Below are 24,192 nucleotides of genomic sequence, written 5' to 3' on the forward strand. Positions count from 1 at the left end.
TCGGACCTCACTGATACAGTGCAATCCGCCGTCATGCATATGAAATCTGCACGAATCCTGCCAGCCGGCCCGCCGCCCCCTTCGGTCAGCGTGAAACCGTGTTCAGCCCTTGGTGATGTCGGGTGCATCCACCGCCTTCATGCCCACGACGTGATAACCGGCGTCGACATGCAGGTTCTCGCCCGTGGTGCCCGACCCCAGGTCGGACAGAAGGTACAGCGCGGCCTTGCCCACCTCGTCCTGCGTCACGTTGCGGCGCAGGGGCGAGTTGTACTCGTTCCACTTCATGATGTAGCGGAAATCGCCGATGCCGCTGGCGGCCAGGGTCTTGATCGTGCCGGCGGAAATGGCGTTCACGCGGATGCCGTCCTTGCCCAGATCCTCGGCCAGGTATTTCACGCTGGCCTCAAGTGCGGCCTTGGCCACGCCCATGACGTTGTAGTGCGGCATCACCTTTTCGGCGCCGTAATAGGTCAGCGTCAGGGCCGACGAACCGGGGCCCATCAGCTTTTCGGCCCGCTGCATCACCGCGGTGAAGGAATAGACCGAAATGTCCATGGACATGCGGAAATTCTCGCGGCTGGTATCGACATAACGGCCGCGCAATTCGTTCTTGTCTGAAAAGCCGATGGCGTGAACCACGAAATCAAGGCCGCCCCAGCGCTGCTTGATCTCGGCAAACAGCGCATCCAGCGAGGCGGCATTGCCCACGTCGCAGGGAAACACGAAATCCGAGCCGACCTGTGCCGCCAGCGGTTCGACCCGCTTCTTCAAGGCATCGCCCTGGTAGGAAAAACACAGTTCGGCCCCCGCATCGCCGCAAGCCTTGGCGATGCCCCAGGCAATCGACTTGTCGTTGGCCAGCCCCATGATAAGACCGCGCTTGCCCGCCAGCAGTTCATTTCCCATGTCACAAAGCCCCTTGCGCGATCTTACATTCACCGTTCGTTTAGGCCATTGTCGCGGTGCCATCAAGGGCGCGGGCGAACCGGAAAGGACAAGCGATGACCACCACCGAAAGCATCTTCGAGTCAGACAACCCCTTCGAACTGACCCGTGCCTGGATGGAGGCCGCCGCCCCGACGGAAATTGCCGATCCCAATGCCATGGCGTTGGCGACGGTCGATGCCGAGGGCATGCCCAACGTGCGCATCGTCCTGCTGAAGGAGATCGAGCCCGATGCCTTCGTCTTCTACACCAACTACGAGAGTCAGAAGGGGCAGGAGCTGATGGGGGCGGGCAAGGCTTCGTTCGTGCTTCACTGGAAATCCCTCAAGCGGCAGGTGCGGGTGCGTGGCCTTGTCGTAAAGGAAGATTCGGAGAAGGCCGATGCCTATTACAATTCGCGCCCGCTCGACAGTCGGCTGGGCGCCTGGGCCTCGCGTCAGTCGCGCCCGCTGGATTCGCGCGAAGCCCTGATGGAGGATGTGGAGCGCGAACGCGCCCGTTTTGGCGACATACCCCCACGCCCGGACCATTGGGGCGGCTTTCGCATACTGCCGCTTGAGTTCGAATTTTGGGCAGATGGCGCATTCCGCTTGCATGACCGCGAACGCTGGGTACGTTCTGGCGTGAACAAGAGTTGGACCGTCACGCGTCTCTACCCTTGAGTTACCGTTGTTTCCCCGGCCCAGGTCCGGGTGTGTAGTGTCTGGTTAGCCGAATTGGACCGTTTTCGCAGGACTGCGAAAGCGGTTTTGGGTGTATTGGCCAAGAGTGGCCACAAAACGCGAGTCGGTATTCGTGCAGGAAAATGGCGAGAGCAGGACCGTCGACGGTCTGGTGAAGTGGTTCGACCCAAGCAAGGGGTTCGGCTTCATCGTCTGCCCTGAAATTTCGCAGGACATTCTGCTCCATGCCAATGTCCTGCGTAATTTCGGGCAAGGCTCGGTTGCTGACGGCTCGGCGGTGCGCACCGTTGTTCAGGCGACATCGCGTGGGATGCAGGCGATCGAGGTGCTTTCGATCTCGCCGCCCGAGGATGCCCTGGGCGAGGGGGGGCATGGATACAGCGAATTGCTGGACCCCGATCTGCCGTCGGGGCCGCCGGTGCCCGCACGGGTGAAATGGTTCGACAAGAGCAAGGGTTTCGGTTTCGCCAATGTCTTCGGCCTGTCCGAAGATGTCTTCGTGCACATCGAAATTCTGCGCCGCGCGGGCCTGTCCGATCTTCAGGCGGGCGAGGCGGTGGTGCTGCGGGTGGCCGAAGGCCAGCGCGGAAAACTGGCGGTCGAGGTTGCCCACTGGGAAAGCGCGGTGCCCGAAGGCCGCTGATCGCGATTCGATTCGGGCGGTGCCGCACGGCCGGGGCGGTTGCCGACAGGGGCGCGGATGTGGTGGAATGCGGCTCAGCGTCAGGTGGCCCCTGGCTGCGCCCCTTGCGGAGACAAAGATATGCGACTCGCCCCCATCGGTCTTGCCCTGTCACTGGTGCTTTGCGCTGGCTCGGCCCTTGCCGCCTGCCGCGACACGGTGGTGGATCTGCGCGGCGACTGGGGCAGCGCGCGCTTTACGGTCGAACTGGCCGACGATGCCTCCGAACGGGCGCAGGGCTTGATGCACCGCACGGAAATGCCCCGCAGCAAGGGCATGCTGTTTGTCTATGAAAAGCCGCAGCGCGCCTCGTTCTGGATGCGCAACACGCTGATACCGCTCGACATGATCTTCCTTGACCGCACCGGCACCGTAACCCGCGTGCATGAAAACGCCGTACCGTTGGATGAAACCCCGATTCCCGGCGGTGAGGATGTTCTTCTCGTGCTCGAAGTGAATGGCGGGCTGGCCGGGCGGCTGGGAATCGCGCCGGGCAGCCAGTTGCGCCACCCCGCCGTTCCGCAATCGGCGGCCGCCTGGCCCTGCACGGCACCTTAGTGCTTTCCTTCACCGCCCGCGGGCGGTATGAGGGCCGCGTCGGGGCGTAGCGCAGCCTGGTAGCGCATCTGTTTTGGGAACAGAGGGTCGTAGGTTCGAATCCTATCGCCCCGACCATCTGGCCAGATTTGACCATTTGCAGCGACTGGCCCGTCGCGGCCTTTGAAAATCCCCAGCTTCAAGATCACTGCGTCGCGTCATGCGGACACGTCGGGCAAGGCGTGCCGCCATCTTGCGCAGCCTCGTTCTGTTTCCGATCAAAATTGTCGTGTATTGCGCCGGGGTGCTTCGGCGCGTGTTGACATACCTGACTTTTTCAGTAGGACTTTAGCGCAACGTCCCAGCCATCCTTCGCGGCAGCCAGGATCACATCAGCGATGGAGCGACCCTTGATGCAGACCGAACCGCAGACACCCGACGCACAATCCGCCGCCCGTGAACGCGACACCGCCCGCATGTGGCAGGAGTTGATCCAGGCCACGATGGCGGGCAATGCCATCGGCAATGGCAGCCTCGAGATGGTCATGGACCGGATGGAGCGGGAATGATGATCGACCGCACCATCTCCCGCTCCGAGCCGCGCGACACCGCGCCGCTGCCCACCCATGACGCCGCCGCCCTGACCGAAGGGGGCAACCAGGCGCAGATCCTTCTGGACGGTCTTGTCTATACCCTGCGGATCACGCGGGCCGGCAAGCTGATCCTGACGAAATGAGCATGTCGTTCCGTTTTCCGGCCCCGGCCACCCCGGCGCCGCCGCTGCGCGGTGCGGCGCCCGTGGGCCATCTCGAGGAACTGCCGCCGGTGGAACTCTGCGCCATCCTCTATCTGCGGGGCTGGTGCCATGGCGGCGCCCACAAGGACAGGATCGGCGCCGATTTCCGGCTGGTGCTGGATGCCGAGGGGGCCGACGCGGCGTTCGGCCGGTTCGGCGACCTGATGAGCAGCGCGCTGAGCGGTTGCCGTCGCCCCCTGATGCGCCACTCGGTCGATTGCCGCTGTTTCGGCGGCGACGAATGCGCCTTTGCCCACCTGATCGCCGCCGCGGCCGGGGGCGACAACGACGATGCCATGCTGTTTGCCTGCACGCTTCTGCGCCCTGCGGCGGCCTTCGATGTCGTGCAGCAGGCCAATGCGCTTGGCCCCGTCTTCCTGCGGCTTGCCCGCAATGCCAGATGCCCGGACGGTGAAATTCACCGCCCTTCGCCCTCGACGATGAAACACTGAAAGGACCCTGAATGACCCGCACACTGATCGCCGCTTTGGCCACCACCGCGCTGACCGCCTTGCCCGCCCTTGCGGTGGAAAAGGCCGCGGTGCTGGAAAACTATGCCGATATCGCCGCTGCCGGTTACGGCGACAGCCTGACGGCGGCCAGGGCGCTGAACCGGGCGGTGGACGCGCTGATCGCCGAACCCTCGGCCGAAGCGCTGCAGGCGGCGAAAACGGCCTGGCTGGCCGCGCGCGTCCCCTATCAGCAGACCGAGGTGTTCCGGTTCGGCAATGCAATCGTCGATGACTGGGAGGGCAAGGTGAACGCCTGGCCGCTGGACGAGGGGCTGATCGACTATGTCGATGCGGCCTATGGCGGCGCCAGCGATGAAAACGAATATGCCGTGCTGAACGTCATCGCCAACCCCACCTTCACCCTGTCGGGCCAGGAAGTGGACGCCACGGACATCACCCCCGAGCTTCTGGAAACCACCCTGCACGAGGCCGATGCCGTCGAATCCAACGTCGCCACCGGGTATCACGCGATCGAGTTTCTTCTCTGGGGGCAGGATCTGAACGGCACCGATCACGGCGCGGGCAACCGCCCCTGGACCGATTTCGCCACGGGGGAGGATTGCACCAACGGCAACTGCGACCGGCGCGGCGCATTCCTGAAGGCGGCCACCGATCTTCTGATCAGCGATCTTGACTGGATGGCGGCCCAGTGGGCCGAGGGCGGCGATGCCCGCGCGGCAGTGACCGGGGACGAAACCGCCGGGATCCGCGCGATCCTGACCGGCATGGGCAGCCTGTCCTACGGCGAACAGGCCGGTGAGCGGATGAAGCTGGGCGTGCTGCTGAACGACCCCGAGGAAGAGCATGACTGTTTCTCGGACAACACCCACAACAGCCACTATTACGACGGGCTGGGCATGCGGAACGTCTATCATGGCGAATATGTGCGCATCGACGGTTCGCTGGTTTCGGGGCCCTCGGTCTCGGATCTGGTGGCCGAGGCGGACGCCGCCACCGACGCCGAGCTGAGCGCCAACCTTGACGCCACCATGGCCCGCCTGGGCCGGATCAAGAGCACCGCCGAAGCCGGGCTGAGCTATGACCAGATGCTGGCGCGCGGCAATGCCGAGGGCGAGGCGCTGATCATGGGGGCGGTCGATGCGCTGGTGGCCCAGACACGCAGCATCGAACGCGCAGTCGCGGTGCTGAAGGTGGACGCGGTCGATTTCGAAGGCTCCGACAGCCTCGACAATCCCGACGCGGTGTTCCAGTAAACGGGCAGGGCCGGGGTATGCGCCCCGGCCCGCCACAACGCTTTGGAGGGTTCGTGAAACCTGCCGTATTGATACCGGCGCTGGCCCTTGGCTGCGCCGTGTTCGCGCCACCTGCCGCAACGGCGGGCGATCTGCATCAGCCGCACCTGTCGGAAGTTCCCCGCACCAGGGCCGAAGAGGCGCGGATTGCCAAGGTCACGGCGCCCACCGACAGCTTCGATGCGGCCGAACCCTTCGAGATCAACGCAGGCGGTGCCGCCACAACCCGGGCCCGCACCGACAGCGAGGCCTTCTCGCTGTCCTCGGCCAATATGTCGTTTGAACGCGAGCTGGATTTCAAGCTGGGCAACGGGCTGTTTGAAAAGCTCTGGGTTTCCTCTCCGTCCTCGACGCTGGCCTCTGACGGGCTTGGCCCGCTTTACAATGCCCGCTCCTGCCAGCGCTGCCATCTGAAGGACGGGCGCGGCCACCCCCCCGAAAACGCCGGGGATGGGGCGGTGTCGATGTTCCTGCGCATCTCGGTGCCCGCCGCCCCCCAAGAGGCGATGAGCGAGATCGAGGCTTTCCTTCTTTCGGTGGGCGACGAGGTGGCACGCACCCGGCCCGATCCCGTCTACGGCGGGCAGTTGCAGGATTTCGGGGTGCAGGGGCATCCGGCCGAATACCGGCTGGACATCACCTATGACGACATCGCCGTGCCCCTGTCGGATGGCGAGGTGGCGCATCTGGCCGCGCCCACCTATCGCGCCGCCGACCTTGGCTATGGCCCGCTGGCCGAGGGCGCGATGCTCAGCCCCCGCGTGGCGCCGCAGATGATCGGGCTTGGCCTGCTCGAAGCGATCCCGGCACAGGATATCCTGGCGCAGGAAGACCCCGGCGATGCCGATGGCGATGGCATCTCGGGGCGCGCGCAGATGGTCTGGTCGTTCGAACAGGGGCGCATCATGCTGGGCCGCTTCGGGCTGAAGGCCGGCGCGCCGACGATCCGCGAACAATCGGCCAGCGCCTTTGCCGGCGATATCGGCATGTCGACCCCCCTGTTCGAGGCGCCCTGGGGCGATTGCACAGAAGCCCAGGCCGATTGCCGCAGCGCCCCCCACGGCGACGGCGACGCGCGCGGCACCGAGATCGACGCCGAATCCCTTGACCTTGTCACCTTCTACAGCCGCAACCTGGCCGTTCCGGCCCGCCGCGACGTGGACGACCCGCAGGTCTTGCAGGGCAAGAAGGTGTTCTACGAGGCAGGCTGCATTTCCTGCCACACCCCGAAATACGTCACCGCAAGGCTGGACGATCAGCCGGAACAGAGCTTTGAACTGATCTGGCCCTATACCGACCTCTTGTTGCATGACATGGGGGAGGGGCTGGCCGATCACCGCCCCGAGGGCCGCGCGACAGGCCGCGAATGGCGCACGCCGCCGCTTTGGGGAATCGGGCTGACCGAACAGGTGAACGGCCACACCCGGTTCCTGCACGATGGCCGGGCGCGCAACCTGCTTGAGGCGGTCCTGTGGCATGGGGGCGAGGCCGAGGCGGCGAAACAGAACGTGGTGTCCATGCCGAAAGAGGATCGCGATGCGCTGATCCGCTACCTGGAGAGTTTGTGATGCGATTCCTTCCCGCCCTTGCCCTGTACCTGTCCGCCGCGCCCGCCCTTGCCGGCGTCGGCGAGGTGACCGACGACCATATTTTTCCCGGTTACACCGCCTTTGCCGCGGCGACCGAAACCCTGACCGAAACCGCGCGCGGCGACTGCACCGCCGGGGCGCTGCGCCCCGCCTACCAGGACGCCTTCGATGCCTGGATGGGTGTCAGCCACCTGCGCCTTGGGCCGGTCGAAACCGATGGCCGCATCCTGGCGATTTCCTTCTGGCCGGATTCGCGCAACCTGACCGAAAGCAGCCTGCGCCGCCTGATCGCCGAACAGGACGGGGTGGTGGACACCCCCGGCGCCTATGGCGAGGTCAGCATTGCCGCGCGGGGGCTGATGGCGCTGGACCGGCTGCTTTATGACGACACGCTGGCCGGCTATGGCGCCGACAGTTACACCTGCCGCCTTGTCACCGCGATCACCGCCGATCTGGACGCCATGGCCGATGCCGTTCTGGCCGAATGGCAGCAGGGCTATGCCGACACCCTGCGCAGCGCGGGCGATCCGGAAAACACCACCTTCCTCAGTCAACGCGAGGCGGCGCAGGCGCTGTTCACGGTTCTGACCACCGCACTTGAATTCGACGCCGACCAGAGGATCGGCCGCCCCATGGGCACCTTCGAGCGCCCCCGCCCGACCCGGGCCGAGGCCTGGCGTTCGGGCCGGTCGCTGCGCAATGTCGAACTGTCGCTGGTGGCGTTGCGCGATCTGGCGCTGAAACTTTCGCAGGACGAACCTGCGCAGACGCTGGCCGCCTTCGACGATGCGCTGGCGGCGGCGCGCGATCTGGACGATCCTGTTTTCGCCGGTGTCGAAGACCCGGGCAGCCGGTTCAAGATCGAGATCCTGCAACAGAAGATCCGCGCCGCGAAAGGCGCCGTCACGCTGGAGATCGGTGCGGGGCTTGGGGTCAGCGCCGGGTTCAATTCGGCGGATGGTGACTGAATGACCACGCGCCGCGCCCTTCTGGCCAGTTTCGTCGCCGCCTCGGCCGTGCCGCGGCTGGGCTGGGCCGATGCGGGCAACCCCGCCTATATCGCCGCCGCCCGCGAACCCGACGGCACCTTCGCCCTTTTCGGTCTGTCCGAAACGGGCGCCGATGTCTTTCGTATCCCGCTGCCTGACCGGGGCCATGCCGCCACCGCCCATCCCAGCGCGCCCGAGATCGTCGCCTTCGCGCGTCGCCCCGGCACCTTCGCATTGGTGATCGACGGTGTAGGGGGGCGTGTCATCCGGCAGTTGGATGCACCACCGGGGCGTCATTTCTACGGCCACGGCGCGTTTCTGGGCGGGGGTGACATCCTGTGCACCACCGAGAACGAGATCGACACCGGCGAGGGCCGCATCGGGCTCTGGTTGCGCCGCGAGGGGTATCGCCGGATCGGCGAAGTGGCCTCGGGCGGGATTGGGCCGCATGACATGAAACTGCTGGCGGACGGGCGCACGCTGGTGGTGGCCAACGGCGGTATCCGCACCCACCCCGACCGGGGGCGCGAGAAGCTGAACCTCGATACCATGCGCCCCAACCTGACCTATCTGGATGCTACCGACGGCATACTGGAGCAGGTCGAACTTGCCCCCGACCTGCACCAATGTTCGATTCGCCATCTCGCGCTGGGGCAGGGCGGGCAGGTGGCCTTTGCCATGCAATGCCAGGGCGATCCGAACGAGGCGCAACCGCTTCTGGGCCTGCATCGGCGGGGCGAGGCGCCGGTTCTGTGCGAGGCCGACCTTGGCGAACAGGTGGCGATGCAGGGCTATGCCGGCAGCATCGCCTTCGACGGCGCCGCAGAGCGCGTGGCGATCACCAGCCCCAGGGGGGGGCGGGTGCATGTCTTTGACCGTGAAGGCAGCTTCCGGGCCGTCCACCTGCGGGCGGATGTCTGCGGCATCGGTGCGGCCGTCGGCGGCTTTGTGGCCACCGACGGTTTGGGGGGCGTGCTGTCGCTGACGGCCCATGGCGCGACCCCGCTGGCCCGCGCCGCGCGCGCCTGGGACAACCACCTGATTCTGGTCTGAACCACCGCCGCGCGGCGGCGACTCCCGGCCCGCATCGCCGCGACAGGCTCTGCGCGGTCGCGAATTGTCGTTCCCTGCAAGGCGGTTATGGCGGGATTTGTCCATATGTTGTGCCGATCTGGCCCAATCGGAGAGTTTTCGCCGATATGTTGCGTAGGGGTCGCACCGATCCGAGGGGTTGAGATTCTTTCGATTCCGGGGGCAGGCCGCTTGTCCCCAGCCCCGGTTTCAACCGATCTGTGAATAAGCCGCCCTAAACCTGCCGGAACCTTGGGAAAACGCAGGGCCTGGGTTGTGGATAAACGCGGGGGCGGATTGGGGGGAAACCGGGCAAGAAGATTCGCCCACCCACAGCGCCGCAGGGTCAACCGGATTTTCCCGGCAAACGGGGAAAATAGGCGTTGACCATGGCACCGGATATACGCCAGTTTGTGCAGGCCGACGGGGAGGCCACCAGATGTAGTGGCCAGTCGGAGCCGGGACCACATTCAGGTCACCCGCGTGACGGGGCATCCAACGGGCAGCATATGCCCGTTGCCGAATGAGTTTCGCCTGTCTTCCCCGCACCGGCGTCTTGGCGACGTGCCCCGCAACGACGGGGGGCGGGCTATCGAAAACGCAACATTGGGGCAGATCGACACATGAAAATCGAACGCACGTTCACCCGCGCCGGCTCGGACGCTTATGCGAAGCTTGAGTTCACCACCGTGACCTCGGAAATTCGCAATCCCGACGGCACGGTCGTTTTCCACAACGACCAGGTGGAGGTGCCGGCGAAATGGTCGCAGGTGGCCAGTGACGTGATCGCCCAGAAATATTTCCGCAAGGCCGGCATTCCGGCCGCCCTGAAGAAGGTGCGCGAAAAGGATGTGCCCGAATTCCTCTGGCGCTCGGTTCCCGACGAAGAGGCCCTGGCCAAGCTGCCCGAGGATGAACGCTTTGGCGGTGAAACCTCGTCCAAGCAGGTGTTCGACCGGCTGGCCGGTGCCTGGGCCTACTGGGGCTGGAAGGGCGGCTATTTCACCAAGGAAAGCGACGCCCGCGCCTATTTCGACGAAATGCGCTATATGCTGGCCACCCAGAAGGCCGCGCCCAACAGCCCCCAGTGGTTCAACACCGGGCTGCATTGGGCCTATGGCATCGACGGCCCGGCGCAGGGCCACTACTATGTCGACTTCAAGACCGGCAAGCTGACCAAGTCCAAGTCGAGCTATGAGCATCCCCAGCCCCACGCCTGCTTCATCCAGTCGGTCGCCGACGATCTGGTGAACGACGGCGGCATCATGGATCTCTGGGTGCGCGAGGCGCGTCTGTTCAAATACGGCAGCGGCACCGGCACCAACTTCTCGTCCCTGCGCGGCGAGGGCGAAAAACTGTCGGGCGGCGGCAAGTCCAGCGGTCTGATGGGGTTCCTCAAGATCGGTGACCGCGCGGCGGGCGCGATCAAGTCGGGCGGCACCACGCGGCGCGCGGCCAAGATGGTGATCGTCGACGCCGACCACCCCGATATCGAGGATTTCATCAACTGGAAGGTCATCGAGGAACAGAAGGTCGCCAGCATCGTCGCCGGATCGAAGATGCACGAGCAGAAGCTGAACGCGCTGTTCGCCGCGATTAAGCAGTGGGACGGCGCCGCGGCCGATGCCTATGAACCCGCCAAGAACAACGCCCTGAAGGCGGCGATCAAGGACGCCAAGAAAGTCTGCATCCCCGAAACCTACGTCAAGCGCGTGCTGGATTATGCCAAGCAGGGTCATACCAGCATCGAATTCCCGACCTACGACACCGATTGGGATTCCGAGGCCTATTCCTCGGTTTCGGGCCAGAACTCGAACAACTCGATCCGCGTGACCGATGCCTTTCTGAAGGCCGTGGAAAACGACAGCGACTGGGAGCTGATCAACCGGCGCGACGGCAAGGTCGCCAAGACAATCAAGGCCCGCGATCTGTGGGAACAGGTGGGCCATGCCGCATGGGCCTGTGCCGATCCGGGCATCCAGTTTCATGACACCGTCAACGACTGGCACACCTGCCCCGAAGACGGCGCGATCCGCGGGTCGAACCCCTGCAGCGAATACATGTTCCTGGACGACACCGCCTGCAACCTGGCGTCGATGAACCTTCTGACCTTCCTCAAGGACGGGGAATTCCAGGTCGAGGATTACATGCACGCCACGCGTCTTTGGACCGTGACGCTGGAAATCTCGGTCACCATGGCGCAGTTCCCCAGCAAGGAGATTGCCCAGCGGTCCTATGATTTCCGCACCCTCGGGCTGGGCTATGCCAACATCGGCGGGCTGCTGATGAACATGGGCCACGGTTATGACAGCAAGGAAGGCCGCGCGCTTTGCGGTGCCCTGACCGCGATCATGACCGGCGTGTCCTATGCCACCAGCGCCGAAATGGCCGGTGAGCTGGGCGCCTTCCCGGGCTATGCACGCAACGGCGCACACATGCTGCGGGTGATCCGCAACCACCGCACCGCCGCCCACGGGCTGGCCGACGGGTACGAGAAGCTGGCCACCAAGCCCGTGCCACTGGATCACGCCAATTGCCCCGACGCGCGCCTGGTCGAGATTGCCAAGGGCGCCTGGGACGAAGCCCTGGCCCTGGGTGAAAAGCACGGCTATCGCAACGCGCAGGTTTCGGTTATCGCGCCCACCGGCACCATCGGCCTGGTGATGGATTGCGACACCACCGGGATCGAGCCCGATTTCGCCCTGGTGAAGTTCAAAAAGCTGGCCGGTGGCGGATACTTCAAGATCATCAACCGCTCGGTTCCTGCGGCTCTGGAAAACCTCGGCTACGGGTCGGCGCAGATCGAAGAGATCATCGCCTATGCGGTCGGCCACGGTTCCATCGGCAACGCGGCGCGGATCAACACCACCTCGCTGATCGGTCACGGGTTCGGGGCGGGCGAGATCGCCAAGATCGAAGCCGCACTTCCCAGCGCCTTCGACATCCGCTTCGTGTTCAACCAGTGGACCCTGGGCGATGCCTTCTGCCGCGAAACCCTGGGCATTCCGGCCGAGAAGCTGAACGATCCCACCTTCGACCTGCTGCGCCATCTGGGCTTTTCCAAGCAGGACATCGACGCCGCCAACGACCATGTCTGCGGCACCATGACCCTTGAGGGCGCGCCGCACCTGAAGAAGGAACACTATCACATCTTCGATTGCGCCAACCCCTGCGGCAAGAAGGGCAAGCGGTTCCTCTCGGTCGACAGCCACATCTACATGATGGCGGCGGCGCAAAGCTTCATCTCGGGCGCGATCTCGAAGACGATCAACATGCCCAACGACGCCACCATCGAAGATTGTCAGAAGGCCTATGAACTGTCCTGGTCGCTGGGTGTGAAGGCCAACGCGCTTTACCGTGACGGCTCGAAGCTCAGCCAGCCCCTGGCGGCCGCTCTGGTCGAGGATGACGAAGAGGCGGAAGAGATCCTGGCCAGCGGAAGCGACCGCGAAAAGGCCGTGGTCCTGGCCGAGAAGGTGGTCGAGAAGGTCATCATCAAGGAAGTCGTACGCTCGAACCGCGAAAAGATGCCCCAGCGGCGTCGCGGTTATACCCAGAAGGCCAATGTGGGCGGGCACAAGGTGTACCTGCGCACCGGTGAATATGCCGATGGCAAGCTGGGCGAGATCTTCATCGACATGCACAAGGAAGGTGCCGCCTTCCGCGCGATGATGAACAATTTCGCCATCTCGGTCTCGATGGGTCTGCAATACGGCGTGCCGCTGGAAGAATTCGTCGATGCCTTCACCTTCACCAAGTTCGAACCCGCCGGGATGGTGCATGGCAACGAGACGATCAAGAACGCGACCTCGATCCTCGACTACATCTTCCGCGAACTGGCGGTGTCCTATCTTGACCGCACCGACCTGGCCCATGTGCAGCCCACGGGCGACACCTTCGATGACATCGGCCGCGGCGAGGAAGAGGGCAAGCGCAACTTCTCGGAAGTGCCGGGCAGCTCTGGCGCGTCGCCCCTTGATGTGCTGAAGCAGGTGGTGTCCACCGGGTATCTGCGCAACCGCGTGCCCCAGGAACTGCGCGTGGTGCAGGGTGGCATGCTGGGCGAGGCGGTGAGCGAGGCGATCGCCACGATGGAGCCCGCCCCGAGCGAGCCGAAAGCCGCCAAGCCGGTGGCGATGGACGCCCGCGCCAAGGCCCGGATGCAGGGATACGAAGGCGAGGCCTGCGGCGAATGCGGCAACTTCACCCTGGTGCGCAACGGCACCTGCATGAAGTGCAACACCTGCGGCGGCACCAGCGGCTGTAGCTGAGCGAAAGACAGGGGCGGGGCATTGCCCCGCCCGTTACATGAATACCGATCCGGGGCGGGTGCGCTTGCCCCTGACGCTGACGGGCCACAGGCATAAAACAATCCGAGCGGTGAACCAATCGAGCCCGGTCACGCGAACCTTGGGGCGCCCTTGCGGCGCCCCTTTTTCTGTTCGCTCCATGGGATTGCGGGGCGGGCTTGAACAGCATTGTTTCGTAAATAAAACAGATGTACAAATTGCTACAGTAATCCCCGGCACCCGATGGCGTCACATCCGTGTCACAGGGGGCGACTAATGGCAGGGAGCGATGCGCAAGGCCGGCAAATTTCCGTTCTGCGCCGTCGGAAAAACTGGAGAACATGATGAAATCCAAACTGATTCTTTCAACAGTCGCTGCGATGATGCTGTCATCGGTCGCGGCTCAGGCCGACACGCTGCGGCTGCTGACATGGGGGGGCTATGCGCCCGAGGATGTCATCGCCAAGTTCGAGGAGCAGACCGGCCACACGGTTGAAGTGACCAAATCCAACAACGAGGAAATGATCGCCAAGCTGCGCGCCACCAATGGCGGCGGCTTTGATCTGGCCCAGCCCAGCCAGGACCGGATCGCCGGCCCGCAGGCCGAATTCGGCATCTACAAGCCGCTGGACATGTCGAAGATCGACACCGCGCTGTTCATCCCCTCCATGCTGGAGGCCACCAAGGGCAACACCACCGTCGATGGCGAAGTCTACGCCGTGCCGCATGTCTGGGGCACCTCGGGGCTGGTGGTGAACACCGCCGAGGCGGGCGACGTGAAGGATTACACCGATCTCTGCAACGATTCCGTGGCCGGCAAGGTTTCCTACCGCCTGAAGCGCCCGACGCTGATCGGTTTCGCCTATGCCATGGGGCTTGATCCCTTCGCGGCCTATGGTGACGAAGCCGCCTACAAGGACATCATCGACCAGGTCGAGGCGAAGCTGGTCGAATGCAAGGCCAACGTCAAAACCTACTGGGATGGCGGCGACGAGCTGAAGAACCTTCTGCGCTCGGGCGAGGTTGTGGCGGCCATGGCCTGGGACACCGGCGGTTGGCAGTTGAACGACGATAACGCCGACATCATCTTCGTCGCCCCCGCCTCGGGTGCGCTGGGGTGGATCGACACCTTCGTTCTGCCTGCACGCGGGCGTGCCGACGATGCGGCCTATGACTGGATCAACTTCGTGATGCAGCCGGAAATCGCCGCGATGATCACCGCCTCGGCGGGCAACTTCACCGCCTCCAAGGGGGGCGATGCCAATGTCGACGATGCGCTGAAGGCCAAGTACCAGGCCAGCTTCCCGCAAGAGGCCATCGACAACATCAAGTGGTATCCGTCGGTGCCTGCCGGGCTTGAGGCGCTGGAAGGCGCCGCGCTGGACCGGATCAACGCCGCCAACTGACGGCCCACCACCATACGACGCAGGGGAAGCGCGGGTTTCGCGCTTCCCGTTTTTCATGAAAGCCACCGGATGCCCAATACCCCCGACCTCGAATGCCGTGCGATTTCGAAAAGTTTCGATGATTTCAAGGCGGTCAAGGATGTCAGCTTCAGCGTGCCCCAGGGCACCTTCTTTTCCATTCTCGGGCCGTCGGGCTGTGGCAAGACCACGCTTTTGCGGATGATCGCCGGGTTTCAGAAACCCACGGGCGGCGATCTTCTGATCAAGGGCAATTCGGTGCTGGAGGTGCCGCCCAACAAGCGGCCCGTTTCCATGGTGTTTCAACATCTTGCACTGTTTCCGATGATGAACATCGGGGCCAATGTCGGCTTTGGCCTGCGCCAGCGCGGGGTGAACAAGACCGACATCAAGAAGCAGGTGGAACGCGTTCTTGAACGTGTGGGCCTGGGCGGCGTGGCCGACCGGCCCGTCAGCTCGCTTTCGGGCGGGCAGAAGCAGCGGGTGGCGATTGCACGCTGCATGGTGCTGGAGCCTGACGTTCTGCTGCTGGACGAACCCCTTGGCGCGCTTGACCTCAAGCTGCGCGAACACATGAAGATCGAGCTGAAACAGCTTCAGTCCGAATTCAACACAACCTTCGTCTATATCACCCACGACCAGTCCGAAGCCCTGGTGATGAGCGACCAGATCGCCGTCATGAACCACGGTGTGTTTGAACAGGTCGGCACGGCCAAGGAACTGTATTACGAACCCGCAACCGCCTTCGTGGCCGGTTTCGTGGGCGAGGCGAACAGGCTTCGGGCCACGTTCAAATCGGCCGAGGGCGGCCTGTTGCAGATGGTCACCCCCGAAGGCCGCGCCCTTGGCGGTGTCGATGCGGGGCAGGGCCTGTCGCCGGGTGAAACGGTCGAGGTGTTCGTGCGCCCCGAGGCGGTGCGCCTGTCGCGCAATGCCGCCGATGTGGCACAGATGGGCAACACCGGGCAGGGCCGGGTCGAGAACATCCTGTTCAACGGCGCCAACAGCCAGCTTATCCTGCGCGATCAGGCCACGGGCGCCGAGATGAACATGGCGCTGCCCCAGACCGGCGAATTCCGCGATCTTGAAAGGGGCGCCGAAATCGCCTTTGGATGGGACCCGCAGCAGACCCGCGTCTATCGCAGCAAAGGCAACGCCCATGGCAAATGACCGCGCGAAACTGACCTTCTGGCTGTTGCTGGCGCCGCTGATGATCTGGCTGCTGACGCTGATCGTGCTGCCGCATCTGGGCATGTTCCTGGTATCGCTGCGCGAAAAGGTGGGGGTGCGCGAATACGAAACCAGCTTTGCCAACTATGCCGTCTTCTTCAACGAACCGCTGTACTGGAACACCTTCGCGCGCACGGCCTACATGTCGGTGACGGCGACGGCGCTGACGCTCTTCATCGGGTTTCCCATCGCCTATTACATCGCCAAGCTGACGCGCGGGCGCACCAAGACCACGCTGTTTTTGATGTGCCTGATCCCCTTCTGGGTCAGCGAGCTGGTGCGCACCTTCGGCTGGATGATCCTTCTGCGGGAAACCGGGGTGATTTCGAACGTGCTGCAATACCTCGGGCTGGTGGGTGGGCCGGTTGAAATGCTCTACAACGACGCGGCGATCATGACCGGGCTTGTCTATACCTCGATGCTGTTCATGGTGGTGCCGCTGGTCACGACGCTGGACAGCCTGGACGACAGTCTGATCGAAGCGGGCTATGATCTTGGCGCCAGCGGCTTTGCCATCCTGCGCGAGATCGTGATTCCCCATGCCATGCCCGGCATCGTGTCGGGCTGCATCGTCGTCTTCATGCTGAGCCTTGGAAACTACCTCACCCCGATCCTTTTGGGGGGCAAGGACAGCCTGTGGTTCACCGGGCTGATCTACAACCAGTTCATCACCCGCTTCAACTGGGAGCTGGGCTCGGCCTTCGGTTTCCTTCTGCTGGGGCTGTCGTCGCTGATCGTCTTTGTCGGTCTGAAACTGTCGCGCCAGTCGCTGGGCAAGACGATGGCACAGACATGATTACAGGCATCCCGCAAAGCGGCGCGTTCCGCTGGACCTATCGCGCCTATGTCACGCTGTTCTTCGTCTATCTGGCGCTGCCGCTTGTCACCGTCTGCGTCTTTGCCTTCAATGACAGCGTCTTCCCCTCGCTGCCGTGGGAGGGGTTCACCTGGGCATGGTTCTTCGGGGACGAGGCACCCTATATCGGCGTGTTTCATGAACGCCCGATCCTGCGTTCCATCGTCACCTCGGGCGTGGTGGCCTTCTGGGTGGCGCTGCTGGCGGTCTTCGTGGGCACCTGCAACGCCTTCCTGTTCGTGCGGCACGAATTCCGCGGCAAGGGGTTTCTCTATATCCTCATGCTTCTGCCGCTGATCATTCCCGGCATCATCCTGGGCATCTCGATCCTGGTCTTTTCCTCGTCGGTGGCAAACTTCCTTGAGGATGCAACGGGGCTGTGGTTCGACGGGTTGCGTCCCGGGCTGATCCTGGTGGTGCTGGGGCAGTTTTCCTTCATCACCACCTTTGCCACGCTGGTCATTTCCGCGCGGTTGCAAAAGTTCGACCCCAGCCTTGAAGAGGCGGCGCTGAACCTTGGCGCGACGCGCTGGGGTGCCGTGCGGGCGGTGACGCTGCCGTTCCTGTTTCCGGCCATGGCGGCGGCCGGGGTAGTTGCGGTGCTGATGAGTTTCGAGAATTTCAACACCACGCTGATGCTGGTGGGTTCGGATGCGCCGCTGACCATCACCATGTTCGACCGGCTCAAGCTGGGGTCGACGCCGGTTCTGAACGCGGTGTCGCTGCTGTTGATGGTGGTCTCGGCGCTTCTGGGGCTGGCCTCGCTTCTGCTTCAGAAACGGAGCGACTGACGCCGCCCCCTACAGCCGGTGAACCCTGAGCGCGTCACCGCAGACCTCGCGCGCGAGGTCGACGACGTGATTGTGGTGGGTGAGGTAGATCGCCTGACCCGTCCGCCCGATCCGCGCCATCAACCGGCAGGCGGCGCGGGTGCGGTCTTCGTCGAAGGTTTCGAAGATGTCATCGCAAAAGAAGGGCAGAACCGTGCCCTGCTGGGCAAGCTGTTCATAGGCCGCGGCGCGCAGGGCCAGGTAGAGCTGAAACCGCGTACCCTTTGACATGTCCTGCGCGCGTTTCGACTGCCCCGACGGATCAAGCGCGATCAGCGTTTCGGCATTGCCCTCGGGCTGGGTGCGCAGGCGGGTATAGGCGCCGTTCGTCAGGTCGCCAAAGGCGGTTTCGGTGGCCTTCATCATCCCGCTGCGGTGGGCGTCGCGATAGCGGCGGATCGCATCTTCCGCCAGGGCATGGCCGAAATGCAGTTCCAGATGCGCCAGGGCGGCCTCTTGCATTTCAAGTTCCAGCGTGGCCTTGCGTTCGGTCAGCACGGCGATATCCGCGTCACCCGTGACGGCGGAAAGATCACGCTGGGCGGCGCTGCGCGCGGCGATGGCATCGCGATATGCTGTTTCGATCCGCGCGCCGTCGGCCTCGTCCTGGATCAGACGGGCGTCAAGATCGGCCGCCGTGGTATCGGCCAGCGCGGCGCGTACGCCGTCAAGGTCGGGGACATCCAGCATGCTGCAAAGCTCGGCCAGAAGGGTGTCGCGCCGCGCGCGCGCCGCGATCACACGGCGGGCAAGATCGGCGGCGGCGCGAAGGTCGGGCAGGGTGGCGGTGGGCACCTCGGGGGGGAAGGCGCGGGCGATTTCCCCGGCGCGGGTTTCGATCGCCTTCAGGGCCTGCGCGGCCCTTTCGCGTTCGCCACCAAGGCTTTCGATGGTGTCGACAAGTGCGGCGTGGCGGGCCTCGGCCTCTTGCGCGGCGGCGGATCTGGCGCGAAGGGATTCATGGGCCTCGCGCGCCGGAAGATCGGCGGGGGTGGCGGCAATCGCCGCCAGTGCGGCGGTGAAGGCGCGCTGATCCGCCTCCATGCCCGCGATCTGGCGGGCGACGGAAAGGCGCCGCGCCTCTTGTTCGCGCAGGTCGCGCAGCGGGGCGAAAGAGGCGGCCAGAACATCGGCGGACACGCTGTCGCCAAAGGCCTGCGTCACCGCATCGCGCCACGCGGCATCGGCCATTTCCGTCGCCGCCATCAGTGTTGCGCGGTGATCGGTGCGGCGCGCCAGGTCGCGGCGCAGCCCGTCCAGTTGTGCCTTGGCGGCTGCCAGGTTTTCCTGTGCCTTGCGTTCATTGGCCGCCTCGCGGCGCGCGCTGTCCAGCAAGGTGTCGAAATCGGGATCGGCCAGATCGAAATGCGGCTTCAGCGCCTCGGCCAGCCTGGCGGCCCGGTCAAGGGTGTCGGCGTGTTCGGCCTGAAGTAGGGCAAGGCGCTGCTGCGCGGCTTGCGCTTCGGCCAGGCGGTCAAGCCATGTCACCAGCGCGGCGGGGGCAGGGGGCGGGGCAAGGCCGACCTGCGCCGCCGCTGCACCCACCTGCGCGGTGATGGCATCCAGCCGTTCCTGCAATGCCGCCTGCGTGGTTTCAGTCCGTGACAGCCGCGCCGCAAGCCGGGCATCTTCCTGCTGCAATTGGCGCAACTGCCCCAGGTCGCGGGCCAGCGCGAGGCGGGTCGCAGCGGCACCATCCACGGCCTGCATTGCCGCCTCGAAGGGGGTGGCGGTTTCGGGTGTCAGGCTTTCGCGATGCTGCTGCCAAAGGGTGTTGCGCTGATCCAGCAAGGCCTGCGCCGCGCTGTCCGAGATCAGCCCGCCAGCCTGTTCAAGCGTGGCAATCTGCGCCCGCGCTTCCGCGCGCTGGGTTTCCAGCGTCTCCAGCGTTTCCCGGCAAAGGCGCAATTCGCCCTCAAGGCGGGCATGTTCCTCGGCCAGGGCGGCGGCCTGATCGCGGGTCAGGGGCGCTGTGGGGGCCTCGCGGCCAGGGGCCAGCGCCGCAAGGGCTGCGGCGGCCTGGCGGCGGGCTTCGGCGATAGCCTGGGTGGCGGTCGCGTGCCGGGTGGCCAGGGCATCGGCGGCATGGCGGTTCAGTACTGCATCAAGCCTGGGCCCTTCGTCCCCGGCCTGCCGCTCCAACGCTTGGCATGCCTCTGCGATGCGGTCGTTCAGCTGTTCGATTTCATCATCTTCCGCGTCAACCTGCCGCCGGCTGTCGCGCGCCGCGTCGCGCAGCAGTTCCAGGTCGCTGAAACAGGCCGGGGTCACGATCAGGTCCGTCGGATCGGTGGTGTCGGCCACGCCCAGGTCACGCGCTGCCCGGCGCATGTCGTCGTGGATGTCGTTCAGGGTCTGGCGTCGCTTGGGCAGATCGTTCTCGGCGGCGGTGTGGCGGGCGGGCAGATCGCCCATGGCCTCCAGATCGCGCGCAAGGGCCAGACCCTCGTCATCGCGCGCGATCGCGTCACGCTCGGCGCTCAGGCGGGCCAGGTCGGAGTCGAGACGCGCCTGATCGGCCTCGGCCTGGCGTTGTTCGGTCAGCATCTCGATCAGGGTTTCGGATTCAAGGTCAAGAAAATCCGGCATTCCGGCGTGGCTGTCGATCAGGGCATCCAGGCTTTCGATCTCGGCCAGAAGAGGCAGGGCCGCGCGCCGGGCGCGGGTTCGGGCATGTTCGCGGGTATGGGCGGCGCGTTCCTCGGCGGCGCGGGTTTCATCCTCGGTTGCGCGGTGCAGGGCCTGGCGCAGGGCGCGATAGGCGCTGGCGGTGGTATCCTCGGCGCGGATCTGGCGATCAATCTCGGAGAGTTCGCGTTTCAGTTCGGCCATCCGGCTCTTGCTGCCGCGCTTCTTGTAGAGGTCATCGGCGCGGGCGCGCACATCGTCCAGAACCGCCGTCAGATCGCCGATGCCCGCCGCGGCCGAAAACAGCAGCCGGCCGATATCGCCCTTCGCACTGGCAATCTCTTCGCCGCCCTGTTCGATGGTTTCATCGTCAAGGCACAGAAGGCTGCGGTAATCTTCAAGCCCCAGCCCGCCGAGATGCGCCGCCAGCGCCTGTTCAGGCAGAACCTGGCCCTGGGCGTCCAGCAGGGTGCCGTCGCGCAGGGGCAGGCGGGTCAGTTCTTGATCGCGCCCGTCCAGCGTCAGCAGGCCCGAGACGCGCAGCGCCTTGCGTTCGTGGCGAAAGGCATAGGGTTCGCGATGGGGAAAACCATAAAGAAGGCGCAGGAAACCCTCCATCGTGGTGGTCTTGCCCGCCTCGTTCGGGCCGTGGATGATGTGGAAATCCGATCCATCCCTTGGCGCCGGTCCGAAATCATAGCTGCGTTCGGTGAACTGGCCGAAAAGTTCAAGATCAAGACGCCGCAGCCGGATCATTCCGCCGCCCCCTTCATCAATGCGGTGACGTGCCGCGCCCCGTCGCCCGCCAGCCGCCGCACCAGCGCTGCCTGCGCCTTGGCGTCGGGCAGAAGGTGCGCGCGCAGATGGGCGGGCAATTCGGCCAGCACATCGTCAAGCTGGCTGTCCAGGGTGGCGGCAAAGCCCGGCTCGTCCAGGATGGTCTGCATGAAGCTGGCCAGTTCGGCGGTGGCGGTGGCGTCGGGGCCGGTTTCGCCGGGGTCCGACAGCGCGAATTCCACCTTTTCCACCCAGAGCGTTCCCGTCTCGCGCGCTGTCGTCGCGATCAGGGCGGACCAGGTGTCGCGGTCGCGTTCCACCTGCCAGCGCCGCGCGAAGGCGCCGCTCAGGCGTAGCCGCAGGATCGTGGCGTCGCTGTCGGCATCGGCGGCGATCCGGCGCAGTTCGCCGCGCAGGTGGCTGCGCAGGGCGTCTTCGTCCTCGCAACCCGCCACCGACAGGTCGATCCGTTGGAATGTGACCTGCGAGGTGGCGATTTCCGACAGCGTGATGCGCCCGTCGTCGATGCTCAGCAGGGTGGCGCTCTGCGCGCCGGCCTCGCCGATGTCGCGGCCCTGGGGAATGCCGGGCATCACCACGAAGGGCGACCGGGAATGGACCTGCCGCTTGTGGATATGGCCAAGCGCCCAGTAATCGAACCCCATGCCCACCAGATCGGACAACGTGCAGGGCGCATAGGTATCATGGCCCGCCGCCCCGGCCAGGGAAGTGTGCAGCATCGCGATATTGACGCTATCGGCAACGGGGGCAGAGAACTTGCCCAGCAGGCTGTCGGGGGCGTGGCGGCCGCTGAAGCTGACGCCGTGAATCCAGACATCGTGATCGTCCAGCTTCACCCGCCCGCCGCGCCCGTCGAAGACATGCACGTTGTCGGGCAGCGCAACCTCGCCCGTGATCGGGTTCTCGGCGTCGTGGTTGCCCTTGTTATAGAAGACGGGAATCCGGCCGCGGCGCAGTCGGTCAAGCTGTTCCAGCAGGAAGGCGGCGGTGCGGGCGCTGCGGGCGGCGCCATCGTAAAGGTCGCCCGCGATCAGAAGGGCCGCCACCTTTTCCTCCAGCGCCACCTCGACGATGCGCGCGAAGGCGCCGCGCGTTGCGGCCTGCACCCTGTCGCGCAGGTCGGGGTCGCGCAGGGCCAGCGATTTCAGCGGAGAATCAAGGTGGATGTCGGCGGTGTGGAGAATCTTGATCACTGCGGCCTCTTCTTTTCCGGCCGAGTTTCAGGGGAATGCGCAGTGAATGCAATCGCGCAGTGCGCTGCCGCAGACCGGTGTCGCGTGCAAGGCGAATGTCGCCCGGCGCCCGGCACGCGCGGTTTCCCTGCGCCTTTCCGCCAGAATGGCCGCGCCCCGGCGGAAGGTTCCCGCCGAGCTTTCGTACCGGGCGGGAGGGCGCCAAGCCCGGCGGCGATTTTGGGCAACCCGTCGCGGATTTGGCCATCACCGGGGCGGGGTGCGTGACCTTGGCCGCGCCATCGGGCCTATTGCCGGTGCACGGCGACGAAGCCGGGCTTTGAACCTCAAAAGGAGAAGAGCAGATGAAATCGACCAATATCCTCGCAGCGACCGCAATTGGCCTGTCCCTGGTTGGCATGGCCGCAACGGCCCAGGATGCCATGGTGACCGATGCCGATGGCGACGGCGCCTATTCCTACGAGGAGCTGATGGCCGCCTATCCGGACATGACCGAGGAAACCTTCCTGACGATCGATGCCAACGCCGATGGCCTTGTCGATGACGAGGAACTGGCAATGGCACGCGACGGCGGCCTTCTGCCCGCAGACGGCTGACGCTTCCTTCCCCGCTCACGAAAAAGGGCCCCGCACCGGCAACGGTGCGGGGTCTTTGATTTCGCACACACATTCATGTGATGCAGAAAACTGAAATCCCGGGGAACGATGCCGCTGTCAGCGCATTGGTTGGGGGAAGGCACAATGAAGTGCCACACAAAACGCTAGGAGCTACCATGAAACGCTTTATGATTACCGCTGCCGCCGCTGCCCTGACGACTACCGCTGCTTTTGCTGCTGTCGACATGGGGTCGCTGGACACTGACGGTGACAACTTCGCCTCGAAGGCAGAGGTGATGGCAGCCTACCCGAACTTCGATCCCACCTTCTTTGACGACATCGACGCCAACGACGATAACCGTCTGAGCGCGCCCGAACTGAACAACGCCGAAGCGCAGGACATCTTTGCCCGTGCCGCGGCCTCGGGTGGGTCGACGAACGTGATGGCCGACGCCGATGGTGACGGTTTCGTGTCGAAGGAAGAGCTGATGGCCGCCGTTCCGAACTTCATGGAAAGCGACTTTGACAGCCTTGACACCAACGATGACAACCGCCTCAGCGCTCAGGAACTCGACGCGCCGGGTGCCGCCGAACTGATCAACAGCCAGGGCGCCGTGGGCACCACCATGGGTCTTGCCGACCTTGACACCAACGGCGACAACTTCCTCGACTTTGCGGAACTGTCGGCTGGTTTCTCGGGCATCATGCAGGAATCGTTCAACGATATCGACACGAACGACGATGGCCGGATCAGCGCCAACGAACTGGAAGCACCGGGCGCCCGCTCGATGCTGGCCGAATACCAGTAATCCGGTTCTGACCTTCCATCGGGGGCTTTAAGCCCCGGCTTTGGCCCCCGATCGGATCAGTTGAAAGTCCAGCTGAAGGTTCAGCGACCGACTGGTTGCAGTGATGGCCCAACACCAATGCCCTCGCAGATTTCTGCGGGGGCATTTTCGTTTGCCTGGTGTCCAAGTTCGCTATCGGAGGGGGCCTTCAGCCGGGAAGCCCACTGATCCCTTCAATGGACGCAAGGTCATCATGAACCGCACCGGGTTTTCCGGAAGCTCCTACTCTTGATTGTATTGACCCAGCGGAATCTGCTCAGGTTAAGCCGCTAATGTGAATGCCTCGGCAGGCGTGCGCATGGCAAGGGCCTGATGAGGGCGGCGGTTATTGTAAAAGGCAATCCAGTCACCGATGACGCGCATCGCATGTTGGATGCTTTCGAAGCGGTGGCGATGCACGCACTGCTCCTTGAGCGTCCGAATGAAGCGCTCGACCATGC

Annotated in this window: 21 protein-coding genes and 1 tRNA gene; 18 read left to right on the forward strand and 4 right to left on the reverse strand. The window is 64.6% G+C overall.

Annotation, left to right across the window (positions count from 1 at the left end; genetic code table 11):
- Positions 1-102: 102 nt before the first annotated feature.
- Complete coding sequence (gene fabI, locus H7828_RS18840) at positions 103-909, reverse strand: enoyl-ACP reductase FabI (protein ID WP_226782612.1); 807 nt, start codon at positions 907-909, stop codon at positions 103-105.
- A 95-nt stretch (positions 910-1,004) separates the two neighbouring features.
- Between fabI and pdxH the strand changes: the two genes are divergently transcribed.
- The 16 genes from pdxH to H7828_RS18920 all read left to right on the forward strand — a co-directional run bounded on the left by pdxH (position 1,005) and on the right by H7828_RS18920 (position 17,650).
- Positions 1,005-1,610, forward strand: coding sequence for a pyridoxamine 5'-phosphate oxidase (pdxH, locus tag H7828_RS18845; protein WP_226782613.1), 606 nt, complete (start codon positions 1,005-1,007; stop codon positions 1,608-1,610).
- Positions 1,611-1,716: 106 nt separating this feature from the next.
- Positions 1,717-2,274: a cold-shock protein gene (locus H7828_RS18850; RefSeq protein WP_226782614.1), complete on the forward strand. Its 558-nt coding sequence runs from the start codon at positions 1,717-1,719 to the stop codon at positions 2,272-2,274.
- Between the two features lie 120 nt (positions 2,275-2,394).
- Positions 2,395-2,871: a DUF192 domain-containing protein gene (locus H7828_RS18855; protein ID WP_226782615.1), complete on the forward strand. Its 477-nt coding sequence runs from the start codon at positions 2,395-2,397 to the stop codon at positions 2,869-2,871.
- 40 nt (positions 2,872-2,911) lie between these two features.
- Positions 2,912-2,988, forward strand: a tRNA-Pro gene (locus tag H7828_RS18860).
- A 275-nt stretch (positions 2,989-3,263) separates the two neighbouring features.
- Positions 3,264-3,419: a hypothetical protein gene (locus tag H7828_RS18865; protein WP_226782616.1), complete on the forward strand. Its 156-nt coding sequence runs from the start codon at positions 3,264-3,266 to the stop codon at positions 3,417-3,419.
- Positions 3,419-3,586 (forward strand): hemin uptake protein HemP, encoded by a 168-nt coding sequence (hemP, locus tag H7828_RS18870; RefSeq protein WP_226782637.1) that lies wholly within the window; start codon positions 3,419-3,421, stop codon positions 3,584-3,586. Before H7828_RS18865 ends, hemP begins: the two co-directional genes overlap by 1 nt.
- 2 nt (positions 3,587-3,588) lie before the next feature.
- Positions 3,589-4,098 carry a hypothetical protein gene (locus H7828_RS18875; protein ID WP_226782617.1) on the forward strand — a complete coding sequence of 170 codons (510 nt, stop codon included), beginning with the start codon at positions 3,589-3,591 and terminating at the stop codon, positions 4,096-4,098.
- 11 nt (positions 4,099-4,109) lie between these two features.
- On the forward strand, positions 4,110-5,372 hold the full coding sequence (locus H7828_RS18880; RefSeq protein WP_226782618.1) for an imelysin family protein: 1,263 nt from the start codon (positions 4,110-4,112) through the stop codon (positions 5,370-5,372).
- A gap of 17 nt (positions 5,373-5,389) precedes the next feature.
- On the forward strand, positions 5,390-6,979 hold the full coding sequence (locus H7828_RS18885; protein ID WP_425354959.1) for a di-heme oxidoreductase family protein: 1,590 nt from the start codon (positions 5,390-5,392) through the stop codon (positions 6,977-6,979).
- The gene (locus H7828_RS18890) at positions 6,979-7,968 is read left to right on the forward strand and encodes an imelysin family protein (protein WP_226782619.1); all 990 of its coding nucleotides are present in this window, start codon (positions 6,979-6,981) and stop codon (positions 7,966-7,968) included. The genes H7828_RS18885 and H7828_RS18890 overlap by 1 nt, the downstream gene beginning before the upstream one ends.
- The gene (locus H7828_RS18895) at positions 7,969-9,042 is read left to right on the forward strand and encodes a DUF1513 domain-containing protein (protein WP_226782620.1); all 1,074 of its coding nucleotides are present in this window, start codon (positions 7,969-7,971) and stop codon (positions 9,040-9,042) included. It abuts the gene before it with no gap.
- 641 nt (positions 9,043-9,683) lie between these two features.
- Positions 9,684-13,331, forward strand: coding sequence for a vitamin B12-dependent ribonucleotide reductase (locus H7828_RS18900; protein WP_226782621.1), 3,648 nt, complete (start codon positions 9,684-9,686; stop codon positions 13,329-13,331).
- A 362-nt stretch (positions 13,332-13,693) separates the two neighbouring features.
- Positions 13,694-14,755 carry an extracellular solute-binding protein gene (locus H7828_RS18905; RefSeq protein ID WP_425354960.1) on the forward strand — a complete coding sequence of 354 codons (1,062 nt, stop codon included), beginning with the start codon at positions 13,694-13,696 and terminating at the stop codon, positions 14,753-14,755.
- A 69-nt stretch (positions 14,756-14,824) separates the two neighbouring features.
- Positions 14,825-15,943 carry an ABC transporter ATP-binding protein gene (locus H7828_RS18910; RefSeq protein WP_226782622.1) on the forward strand — a complete coding sequence of 373 codons (1,119 nt, stop codon included), beginning with the start codon at positions 14,825-14,827 and terminating at the stop codon, positions 15,941-15,943.
- Positions 15,933-16,799: an ABC transporter permease gene (locus H7828_RS18915; RefSeq protein WP_226782623.1), complete on the forward strand. Its 867-nt coding sequence runs from the start codon at positions 15,933-15,935 to the stop codon at positions 16,797-16,799. The genes H7828_RS18910 and H7828_RS18915 overlap by 11 nt, the downstream gene beginning before the upstream one ends.
- Positions 16,796-17,650 (forward strand): ABC transporter permease, encoded by an 855-nt coding sequence (locus H7828_RS18920; protein ID WP_226782624.1) that lies wholly within the window; start codon positions 16,796-16,798, stop codon positions 17,648-17,650. Before H7828_RS18915 ends, H7828_RS18920 begins: the two co-directional genes overlap by 4 nt.
- Before the next feature lie 9 nt (positions 17,651-17,659).
- Here H7828_RS18920 and H7828_RS18925 read toward each other — a convergent pair whose 3' ends face one another.
- Together H7828_RS18925 and H7828_RS18930 are read right to left on the reverse strand one after the other, a co-directional pair.
- Positions 17,660-21,073, reverse strand: coding sequence for an ATP-binding protein (locus H7828_RS18925; RefSeq protein ID WP_226782625.1), 3,414 nt, complete (start codon positions 21,071-21,073; stop codon positions 17,660-17,662).
- Positions 21,070-22,308 carry a metallophosphoesterase family protein gene (locus H7828_RS18930; RefSeq protein ID WP_226782626.1) on the reverse strand — a complete coding sequence of 413 codons (1,239 nt, stop codon included), beginning with the start codon at positions 22,306-22,308 and terminating at the stop codon, positions 21,070-21,072. Before H7828_RS18930 ends, H7828_RS18925 begins: the two co-directional genes overlap by 4 nt.
- A gap of 344 nt (positions 22,309-22,652) precedes the next feature.
- On the opposite strand from H7828_RS18930, the gene H7828_RS18935 reads away from it, so the two are divergent.
- Positions 22,653-22,904 carry an EF-hand domain-containing protein gene (locus tag H7828_RS18935; protein ID WP_226782627.1) on the forward strand — a complete coding sequence of 84 codons (252 nt, stop codon included), beginning with the start codon at positions 22,653-22,655 and terminating at the stop codon, positions 22,902-22,904.
- Between the two features lie 176 nt (positions 22,905-23,080).
- Positions 23,081-23,713 carry an EF-hand domain-containing protein gene (locus H7828_RS18940; RefSeq protein WP_226782628.1) on the forward strand — a complete coding sequence of 211 codons (633 nt, stop codon included), beginning with the start codon at positions 23,081-23,083 and terminating at the stop codon, positions 23,711-23,713.
- A 300-nt stretch (positions 23,714-24,013) separates the two neighbouring features.
- Here the strand turns inward: H7828_RS18940 and H7828_RS23010 are convergent, their stop codons facing one another.
- Positions 24,014-24,190: an integrase core domain-containing protein gene (locus tag H7828_RS23010; protein ID WP_226781687.1), complete on the reverse strand. Its 177-nt coding sequence runs from the start codon at positions 24,188-24,190 to the stop codon at positions 24,014-24,016.
- Positions 24,191-24,192: the final 2 nt, after the last annotated feature.

It is taken from the genome of Oceaniglobus trochenteri, assembly GCF_020529025.1.
Lineage (GTDB): Bacteria > Pseudomonadota > Alphaproteobacteria > Rhodobacterales > Rhodobacteraceae > Oceaniglobus > Oceaniglobus trochenteri.